This is a genomic window from Umezawaea sp., assembly GCF_057122925.1.
The window spans coordinates 1-10,340 of the sequence record NZ_DBNGPQ010000064.1; the positions used below are offsets into that span (position 1 = coordinate 1).

Genomic DNA, 10,340 nt, shown 5'->3' on the forward strand with positions numbered 1-10,340 from the left:
TGACGGTGAACAGTGCGGGTTGGACGATGTCGACGCGGTCGGCTGGTGGTGCGCTGGGTGATTGGCGTAGGACGTCGATGACGGACCAGCCGGTGATGGGGAACAGGGCGGCGTCGCAGTCTTCGACTGCTCGGGTGAAGACGGGGTGGGTGTTCAGGAGTGCGGCGGCCATGCCGGGGTATTGGGAGCCTTGGCCGGGGAAGACGAACACCAGGCCGCCGCGGTCGTGGGAGACCGAACCGGTGACGAGATCGGGGTGGGGTCGGTCTTCCGCCAGCGCTGAGAGGCCGTCGCGCAAGGAGTCGGAGTCGTGGGCCACGACGACGGCGCGGTGCCGGAGCGCGGCCCGTCCTCGGCCCAGGGCGTGGGCGACCGGGTGGAGCGGGAGGTCGGGCAGGTCGCCGAGGCTCCTGGCCAGTGAACGCAGAGCGGCGGGGGAGTGGGCCGACAGCGCTACCGGCACCGGGCCGTCCGCCGCGGGGTCGACCGGCGTCGGTTCGAGGACAGGCGCCTGCTCCAGGATGACGTGGGCGTTGGTGCCGCTCATGCTGAACGCGGACACGCCCGCCCGGCGCGGACGGCCGGTGTCGGGCCAGTCCGCCGCCTCCGAGGCGAGCACCACCGTGCCCGCGCTCCAGTCGACGTGGGGCGTGGGCGTTCCGGCGTGCAGGGTCGGCGGCACGATCCCGTTGCGCAGGGCCAGGATCGACTTGATGACCCCCGCGACCCCAGCGGCGGCTTGGGTGTGGCCGATGTTGGACTTGACCGAGCCCAGCAGCAGCGGCCGTTCCGGGCTGTGCGACCGGCCGTAGGTGGCCAGCAGCGCGTCGGCCTCGATCGGGTCGCCCAGCCTCGTGCCCGTGCCGTGCGCCTCCACGACGTCGACCTCGTCGGCCTCCAGGCCCGCGGAGACCAGCGCGTCGCGGATGACCCGCTGCTGCGCCAGCCCGTTCGGGGCGGTGAGGCCGTTCGACGCGCCGTCCTGGTTGACCGCGCTGCCCCGGATGACCGCGAGGACGGTGCGGCCGTGCCGCAGCGCCTCGGACAGGCGCTCCAGCACGAGCACACCGACGCCCTCGCCCCACGCGGTGCCGTCGGCGTCCGCGGCGAACGCCTTGCAGCGCCCGTCCGCCGCCAACCCGCGCTGCCTGCTGAAGCTGGTGAACGCCTTCGGCGTCGTCATCACCGTGACGCCGCCCGCCAGCGCCAGCGTGGCCTCCCCGCCGCGCAGCGCCCGCGCGGCCAGGTGCAGCGACACCAGAGAGGACGAGCACGCCGTGTCCACGGTGAGCGCGGGACCCTCCAGGCCGAGCGAGTAGGCGACCCGCCCGGACAGCACGCTCGGCGCGGTGCCCGTGGCTAGGTGCCCTTCGAGCCCGTCGGGCAGTGCGAAGTCCGAAGCTGACGCGTAGTCCTGGCCGCTCATGCCCATGAACACCCCGGTCGGGGTGCCGCGCAACGAGGTCGGGTCGATGCCCGCGTCCTCGATCGCGTGCCACGACGTCTCCAGCAGCAGCCGCTGCTGCGGGTCCATCGCCAGCGCCTCGCGGGGCGAGACGCCGAAGAACTCGGCGTCGAAACCGGCCGCGTCCTCGACGAAACCGCCCTGCCGGGCGTAGCTCGTGCCGGGGTGGTCGGGGTCGTGGTGGAACAGGGCGTCGAGGTCCCACCCGCGGTCCGCGGGGAACTCGCCGATCGCGTCGCGGCCGTCCACCAGCAGCCGCCACAACGCGTCCGGCGACCCGACGCCGCCGGGGAACCGGCAGCCGATGCCGACCACCGCGATCGGCTCGGACGCGCGCTCCACCTCTTCGCGGAGGAGGTCGTTCTCCTTGAGCGACGTGCGCAGGGCGGTGACGATCCGGTCGGTGTCAATGGTCATCGTGCACTCCGTGGTGATCGGTCGCCCATGGCGTGCCGGACCAGGTCGGCGACGTCCAACGAGTCGATGTCCTGCGTTCCGGCCTGGGACGGCGCCTCGTCGCCGTCCAAGCGCACCAGACGGTCGTAGAGCCCGGCCGCGCGCAGGCGGGACAGCGGGATGCGCGCCAGCAGCTCGCGGAACTCGCGTTCGGCGGGGTCGACACCGGCGTCGTCCGGGGCGAGGTCGGCCACCAGCCGCGCCACCAGGTCCGCCGGGGTGGGGTGGTCGAACACCAGCCCCGCGGGCAGCTTCAGCCCGGTGGCCGCGGTGAGCCGGTTGCGCAGGTCCACCGACGTCAGCGAGTCGAACCCGAGCTCGCTGAACGCGAGTCCGGGGTCGAAGTCCTCGTCGCCGTACCCGAGGACGCCGCGCACGTGCGTGCGGACGAGGTCGGTCACCACCCGCCGCCGCTCGTCGGCGGGCATCGCCGCCAGCCGTTCGCCCGCGCCGGTGTCCCGGCCCGTCGGAGCCGCGGCACGTCTGCGACCCGGTGCCACGAGGTCGCGCAGCAGCGGGTGGGCGCTGTCGGGGTCGAGCCCGGTCGTGTCGACCGGTGCGGCGAGCACGTGCGGGTCCACGGAGTCGCGGACGACGTCGTGCAGCGCCAACGCCCTGTCGGGTTCCAGCGGGAGCACGCCGCCGCGCCGCGCCCGGCGCAGGTCGGCGTCGGCGAGCCCCGAACCCATGCCGGAGCCCTTCCACAGCCCCCACGCGACCGAGGTGACCGGCAGGCCCGCCACCCCGGCGTTGTGGGCCAGTGCGTCGAGGACCGCGTTCGCGGCCGCGTAGGCCGCCTGCCCCGCCCCGCCGAGCGTGGCCGACGCGCTGGAGTAGAACGTCACCGCCGCCACGTCCAGGTCGCGCACGGCGTCGAGCAGCACGAGCGCGCCGTCCGCCTTGGGGCGCAGCACGTCCCGCAGCCGCGCGGGGTCCAGGCCGGTGATGACGCCGTCGCCGAGCACACCCGCCGCGTGGACGACCTCGCGCACGGGGTGGTCCGGCGGGGCGAGCGCCAGCGCGTCCACCACCTGGCGGGGGTCGGCCACGTCGCAGGCCACCGGGATCGCCTCGGCGCCCAACGCCGACAGCTCCTCGGCGAGCGCCACCGGCCGGGTCCGGCTGAGCAGCAGCAGGTGCCGCACCCCGCGCTCGACGACCAGGTGCCGGGCGAGCTGCCCGGCCAACGCCCCTCCGGCTCCCGTGACGACGACCGTCCCCCGTGGACCTGGAGGTTCGGGCAGCACCAGCACGTTCTTGCCGACGTGCTTCGCCTGGCCGATGTGCCGGAAGGCGTCGGGCGCGCGCCGCACCGGCCAGTCGGTGCGGGGCAGGTGCCGCAGCGCGCCCGACTCGAACAGCGCCAGCACCTCGGCGAGCATCTCGCCGATGCGCCGGGGCCCGGCCTCGATCAGGTCGAAGGCCCGGTACTCCACGCCGGGGTGCTCGGCCCCGACCCGTGCGGCGTCGCGCACGTCGGCCTTGCCCATCTCCACGAACCGCCCGCCGCGCGGCAGCAGCCGCAGCGAGGCGTCCACGAACTCGCCCGCGAGCGCGTCGAGCACCACGTCCACACCGCGGCTCTCGGTCGCCTCCATGATCCGGTCGGCGAAGTCGAGCGTGCGCGAGGACGCGATGTGCTCCGTGGTGAACCCGTTGTCGCGCAACACGTCCCACTTGCCCTCGCTGGCGGTGCCGTACACCCTCGCGCCCCAGTGCCGGGCCAGCTGCACCGCGGCCATGCCGACGCCGCCCGCCGCGGCGTGCACCAGCACCGCCTGCCCCTCGCGCAGACCGCCGAGGTCGCGCAACCCGTAGTAGGCGGTGAGGAACGCGATCGGCACGGCCGCGGCCTCGGTGAACGACCACGACCCCGGCATCCGGGCCAGCATCCGGTGGTCGGTGGTCGCCTCCGGTCCGAACGCGCCGCTGAACACGCCCGTCACCCGGTCGCCCACCGCGAGTCCGGTGACGTCCGAGCCGATCTCCAGCACGACGCCCGCGGCCTCGCCGCCCATCACCGCTTCGCCGGGGTACGTGCCCAGCGCGATCAGCACGTCGCGGAAGTTCACCCCGGCCGCGCGCACGGCCACCCGCACCTCCTCCGGGGCCAGGGCGGTCTTCTCGACCGGCGTCAGCCGAAGGGCGTCCAGGGTGCCGCTCTCGTCCTGCGCCAACCGCCAGCGGTGGACGCCCTCCGGCGGCAGCAGCGAGTCGGTGACCGGGACCAGCCGGGGTGCCCGCACCACGCCGTCGCGCACGGCGACCTGCGTCTCACCCGTCGCCCGCGCCGTGGCGACGGCCGTGCGCACCAGGTCGGCGCCGGACCCGTCGAGGTCCACCAGCGTCAGCCTGCCGGGGTGCTCCGCCTGCGCCACGCGGGTCATGCCCCACACCGGGGCGGCGTCGAGGTCCACCTCGCGGTCCGCGTCGGTGGCCGCGCCGTTCGCGGTCACCACCGCCAGGTGGACGTCGTCGAACTCGGGGGTGGTCAGCCACTCCCGCAGGAACTCCAGGTGCCCGGTCACGTCCTCGGCGAACAGCAGGACGGTTCCGGACGTGCCGGGGCTCGGTCGTTCCCCGGCCCGCACCTCGGTGAACTCGGCGTCGGCCGGTGGCTCCACCACCTCCCGCAGCGGCTTCCACACGACCTTGTGCAGCGCGTCCCGCCGCCCGCCGCCCGCGGGCCCGAGCCGGTCCGCGGTCACCGGTCGCAGCCGCAGCGACTCGATCGTCGCCACGGGCGCTCCCGTGCCGTCGGCGAGGGCGATGGCCATCCCGTCCGGGCCCTGAGGGGTCACCCGGACCCGCAGCGCGTGCGCGCCCGTGGCGTGCAGGGCCGCGCCGGTGAAGGAGAACGGCAGCGCCGCGCCCTCCCGCTCGACCCCGGCGAGGGCGAGCACGTGCAGCGCGGCGTCCAGCAGCGCCGGGTGCAGCCCGTACGGCGTCGCGTCGACGCCCTCGGGCAGGTCGACCTCGGCGTAGACGTGCCGGTCGTCGCGCCACGCGGCGCGCACGCCGCGGAACACCGGCCCGTACTCCAGACCTCGGGCGGCGAGTCCGTCGTAGAGGCCGTCCACCGGGATCGCCGTCCCCGTCGGCCACCGGTCCAGTGCGACTCCGACACCGACACCGACACCGGCATCGGGTGAGGTGGTGGCCGACGCGTGCAGGGTCCAGTCGCCGTCACCGACCCGGCTGTGCACGGCGACGTCGCGCGCACCTCCTCCGCCGGGTGGTGCGACGCTGACCCGGAGCACGGCCTCGGCCCGCTCGGGAACCACGAGCGGGGCGTGCAGGGTCAGCTCGGCGACGGGGTCGACCCCGGTGGACCACACCAGGTCGACGAGCGCCGCGCCCGGCAGGACCGCGACGCCGTGCACCCGGTGGTCGCCCAGCCACGGCTGGTCGGCAAGGCTGAGCCTGCCGGTCCGCACCTCGCCGCCGTCCGGCAGGTCCACCGCCGTGGTCACCAGCGGGTGCCCGGTCTCCGCCTGTCCGGCGCGGCGCGGGTCGCCCGCCACGGGGACCTGGTCCAGCCAGTGCCGCCCGCGCTCGAACGGGTAGGTCGGCAGCGGTGTGATCCCGGTCCGGGGGACCAGCGGCGACCAGTCCACCGCGACGCCCCGCACGTGCGCCGTGCCCAGCGCGGTGAGCACCTGCTCGGTGTCGTCGACCCCCTTGCGCAGCAAGGAGATCGCGGGGTGATCGGTGACCAGCGGCGTCAGCGTCGCGTCCGGGCCGACCTCGACGAACGTCGAGGTGCCCGCCTCCGCCAGCGCCGTGACGGCGTCGGCGAACCTGACCGGCTCGCGCACGTGCCGCACCCAGTACTCGGCGTCCAGGTCCTCGGTCGGAGCGCCGGTCGTGCTGGACACGAACGGGATCTCGGGCTTCGCGTAGGCGAGGGCCCGCGCCGCGGCGCGGAAGTCGTCGAGCATCGGGTCCATCAGCGGTGAGTGGAACGCGTGGCTGACCCGCAGGCGCTTGACCCGCCGTCCGGCCGCCCGCAGCTCCTCCGCCGCGGCCAGCACCGCGGCCTCCTCGCCGGACAGGACCACGGAGTCCGCGCTGTTGACCGCCGCGACGGCCACGGTCGCGCTCAGGTGCGACCGCACGTCGGTCTCGCCCGCCCGCACCGACACCATCGCTCCACCGGGGGGCAGCGCGGCCATCAGCCTGGCGCGGGCGCCGACCAGCGCGCACGCGTCGGGCAGCGTGAGCACCCCGGCCACGTGCGCGGCGGCGATCTCACCGACGGAGTGGCCCGCCACGAAGTCCGGTCGCACGCCGAAGGACGCGCACAGCCGCGCCAGCGCCACCTGCACCGCGAACAGCGCGGGCTGGGTGTTGCCGGTCTGGTCGAGCAGGCCTTCGGCGCCGAACAGCACCTCCTTGACCGGGGTGTCGACGAACCGGTCCAGCTCCGCGCACACCTCGTCCAGCGCCCGTGCGAACGCCGGGGACGTCGCGTGCAGCGACCGGGCCATGCCCTCGTGCTGGCTGCCCTGCCCGCTGAAGACGAACGCGAGACCGCCGGCGGCCACCTCTCCCACCACAGCGCCCGACCCGTTCTCCACGGCGAGCAGCCCGTCCGCCAGGTCCTCGGTCGACTCGCCGAAGACCACCGCGCGGTGGGCGAAACCGGGGAAGCGGGACAGCAGCGTGTGCGCCACCTCGGCGGGGGAGGCCTCGGGCGCGTGCTCCCGCAGCCGACGAGCCTGCTCGCGCAGCGCGCCGGGGGACTTCGCCGCCAGGCACCAGGGCACCACGCCGGTGTGCTCCACGCGCTCCGCCGGGTCGGGCGCCTGTTCGAGGATGAGGTGGGCGTTGGTGCCGCTGATCCCGAAGGAGGAGACGGCGGCGCGGCGGGGCGTGTCGGTGCGCGGCCAGGGGTGGGTCGTGGTGGTGAGGCGGATGGTGCCGGCGGCCCAGTCGACGTGGGGGGTGGGGGCGTCGACGTGCAGGGTGGGCGGCACGGTCTGGTGGTGCAGCGCCAGGATCGACTTGATGACGCCCGCGACGCCCGCGGCGGCCTGGGTGTGGCCGATGTTGGACTTGACCGAGCCGAGGTGCAGCGGGTGGTCCGGGTGGCGTCCCTGCCCGTAGGTGGCGAGCAGGGCCTGGGCTTCGATGGGGTCGCCGAGGCGGGTGCCGGTGCCGTGGGCTTCGAGGAGGTCGACGTCGTGGGTGGTGAGCCCGGCGTTGGCCAGCGCCGCGCGGATGACGCGTTGCTGCGCCGGACCGTTCGGTGCGCTGAGCCTGCTGCTCGCGCCGTCCTGGTTGACCGCGCTGCCGCGGATCAGCGCCAGCACCGGCCTGCCCGCGCGCTGGGCGTCGGCGAGGCGCTCCAGCAGGAGCACGCCCACTCCCTCGCCCCAGCCGGTGCCGTCGGCCGCGGCGGCGAACGGCTTGCAGCGACCGTCCGGGGCCAACCCGCGCTGTCTGCTGAACTCCACGAACAGACCGGGGGTCGACAGCACGGTCACCCCGCCCGCGAGCGCCCTGTCGCACTCGCCGCGGCGCAGCGACTCGGCCGCCAGGTGCATCGCGACCAGCGACGACGAGCACGCCGTGTCGATGGTCAGCGCCGGTCCTTCGAGGCCGAAGGTGTAGGCCACCCGGCCGGACAGCACGCTGCCCGCGGTCCCGGTGCCGACGAGCCCCTCCACGTCCTGCGCCGCACCGGCCGCGAGGCCGGCGTAGTCCTGCCCGCTGATGCCCAGGAACACGCCGGTCGAACTGCCGCGCAGTGCCGAAGGCGGTAGACCGGCCCGTTCATGGCACTCCCACGCGGTTTCCAGCACCACCCGCTGCTGCGGGTCCATGGCGGACGCTTCCCGCGGGGAGATGCCGAAGAACGCGGCGTCGAACTCGGTCGCACCGCGGAGGAAAGCGCCTTCCCGGACATAGCTCGTGCCTCGCCGGTCAGGGTCGTCGTCGTGGATCTCCGCCAGCGGCCAACCCCGGTCGTCCGGGAACGGGCCATAACCGTCCCCGCCCGCCGCGAGCATCCGCCAGAACTCCTCGGGGCTGGTGATCCCGCCCGGAAAACGGCAGGCCATCGCGGTCACGGCGATCGGCTGGGTGCGCTCCTGTTCCAGTGCGCGCAATTGCCCACGAGTTTTGTAGAGCTCTACCGTCAATTTCTTGAGGTATTCGACGACCTTCTGATCCTCGGTCATGTCCCACCCAGTTGTCAGGTATGAAGAGGCGGTCCTAACGTACTGTCCGGGGATCTGGCGGGTATACCCCTACGCCGCACCCCTAATTGTGGGTCGCCGGCCCCTAGTTCGACTATCCCCTGAATTATTCGAACCCTACTGCGAAAGTGCGTCCACAGGCGCTACGGTAATTGTGCGATCTGAAACCGCCGAATCAACCCGCCGCGCCAGGTGGGCCCGGAGGCCCGAACACATGACTGCACCGAACGGCACCGGAGCACCGGTGCGGCCGAAACGCGCCCTGGTCGTCGGGGCGGGGATTTCCGGTATGGCGACCGCTCTGCGCCTGTGGCAGATCGGGTGGGAGCCGCTGGTGGTCGAACGGTCGCCCACCCGTCGAACCGGTGGTTACTTCACCGTCTTCATGGCCGACGGTTTCGAGCCCGCCAAGCGGCTCGGGATCTTCGACGACATCCGCGACCGCGCCGATCCGAACGGCCGGTTCCTGGAGATGGACCGCAGGGGCAGGCTCGTGCCGGGGATGAACCCCGCCGCGATGATGATGCCGATGGCGGCCTCCTCCTACACGGTGCTGCGCGGGGACGTGGAGAACGCCCTGTACGAGGCGCTGCACGACAAGGTGGAGATCCGCTTCGGCGCCGGTCCGTCCGCCGTCCGCCAGGGCAGGGGACACGCCGAGGTGGACCTGTCCGACGGGACGACCGAGCGGTTCGACCTGGTCATCGGGGCGGACGGGCTGCACTCGGCGGTCCGCGAGCAGGTGTTCGGCCCCGAGGACCTCTACCGCCGCGACTTCAACCACGTGATCGCCGCGTGCCTGCTGGACCGACCGGTCAAGGGGCTGCGCGAAGGCGACAACCTGCTGGTGGTGGACACCCGGCGGTCGGTAGCCGTGCAGGCCTTCCACGACCACGACCCGGTCGCGATGTTCATGTACTGCCACCCGTGGCCCGCCGCGGAGGCCCGCAAGCGGCCGTCGGTGGCGCTGCGCGAGGTCTACTCCGACTTCGGCGGCCCGGTGCCCGACCTGCTCGACGCGGTGGACCGCGCGGAGCACACCCTGTTCGACCAGATCAGTCAGATCCACCTGAGCAGCTGGAGCCGCGGCCGGGTGGTGCTGCTCGGCGACTCGGCCTGGTCGCTCACCCTGTACTCGGGGTTCGGCTCGTCGCTGGGCATCGCAGGCGGCGACCTGCTCGGGACGCTGCTGGTCGAGCACGGCGACAACATCGCGGCGGCGCTGGGCACCTGGGAGCACCGGCTGCGCCCGCTGGTCACCAAGCACCAGAAGAGCGCCCACTTCGCGAAGCACTTCCTGCTGCCCGCCACCAACTCCGCCCGGCTCATCCGCCGCGCGGTCGTCCGCACCGCCGCGAGCCGAACCGGCGGGCGGATCGTCCAGGCCCTGCTGCCCGCGTCCAGGGCGACGCGCGCGGCGGGCGAGAACCAGATCGAAGGACTCACCTGATGAAGCGCTCCGCTGTCCTGTTGCCGATGGCGTTGGCCATGACCGCGCTGGGTGGCCTGGTGGCCCCGCCAGCGGCCTCGGCGAACACCGCCGCCGTCGTCTTCACCTGCTCGGAGGCCGGGTCCGAGGAGGTGCTGCTCACCTACTCGGTGTCCGTCACCGCGCCCGCGGTGGTGCGCAAGGGCAAGCCCATCGCGCTGACCGTCTCGGCGACGAAGCCCGCGCCCGCCGACATCCCCGCGGGCGGCATCGCCGGGCAGATGCAGGTGGTGCTGGGCGGGGCGGGGAGCGGGTCGGTCACCGCCACCGGGCTCACCAACGCCGTCGCCGTGCCGATCGGGCAGCCGATGCTGCTCGGACCGGGGTCGGCGACGGCCACGGTCGCGAACACCGGCGTGGTGACCTTCAAGCCGGGCACGTTCACGATGAGCATCTGGATCGGCACGACCCTGACCTGCACGTTGCCGTCCGGAGGGCCCGTGCTCGCCAGCACCGTCGTCGTCTGACCCGCTCCGGCGGGCCGGACCGTGGCGGGGCGCCCGACGACGTGCGTCCCGTCACGACCTGCCGAGCAGCACGTCCGCCACCTGGTCGAAGTAGGGCGACACCTCGGCCGCGGTGGTGGTCGACAGCGCGTCCCCGCGCACGACCGAGCGGACCACGCTGATCCCCAGCAGCCACGCGCTGAACAGCTCCGCGCGGAGGTCGGCGTCGGGTCCGTCCACCAGTTTCCGCAGGTTGGCCACGTAGGTGTCGCACACGTGCT

At 73.9% G+C, this 10,340-nt stretch carries 5 protein-coding genes; 2 read left to right on the forward strand and 3 right to left on the reverse strand.

The window, feature by feature from the left end; all coding sequences use genetic code 11:
- The coding region (locus AC156L_RS14500) for a type I polyketide synthase (protein WP_484406921.1) at positions 1-1,900 on the reverse strand (1,900 nt) is incomplete at its 3' end.
- Positions 1,879-8,106: an SDR family NAD(P)-dependent oxidoreductase gene (locus tag AC156L_RS14505; RefSeq protein WP_484406919.1), complete on the reverse strand. Its 6,228-nt coding sequence runs from the start codon at positions 8,104-8,106 to the stop codon at positions 1,879-1,881. The genes AC156L_RS14500 and AC156L_RS14505, both read right to left, overlap by 22 nt.
- Positions 8,107-8,338: 232 nt before the next feature.
- Here AC156L_RS14505 and AC156L_RS14510 point away from each other — a divergent pair, with 232 nt between their 5' ends.
- Both AC156L_RS14510 and AC156L_RS14515 read left to right on the forward strand, forming a co-directional pair.
- The gene (locus AC156L_RS14510; RefSeq protein ID WP_330877749.1) at positions 8,339-9,574 is read left to right on the forward strand and encodes an FAD-dependent monooxygenase; all 1,236 of its coding nucleotides are present in this window, start codon (positions 8,339-8,341) and stop codon (positions 9,572-9,574) included.
- On the forward strand, positions 9,574-10,080 hold the full coding sequence (locus tag AC156L_RS14515; RefSeq protein WP_330877750.1) for a hypothetical protein: 507 nt from the start codon (positions 9,574-9,576) through the stop codon (positions 10,078-10,080). The genes AC156L_RS14510 and AC156L_RS14515 overlap by 1 nt, the downstream gene beginning before the upstream one ends.
- 51 nt (positions 10,081-10,131) lie before the next feature.
- Here AC156L_RS14515 and AC156L_RS14520 read toward each other — a convergent pair.
- Positions 10,132-10,340: TetR/AcrR family transcriptional regulator (locus tag AC156L_RS14520; RefSeq protein WP_484406920.1), on the reverse strand; the 209-nt coding region annotated here is incomplete at its 5' end.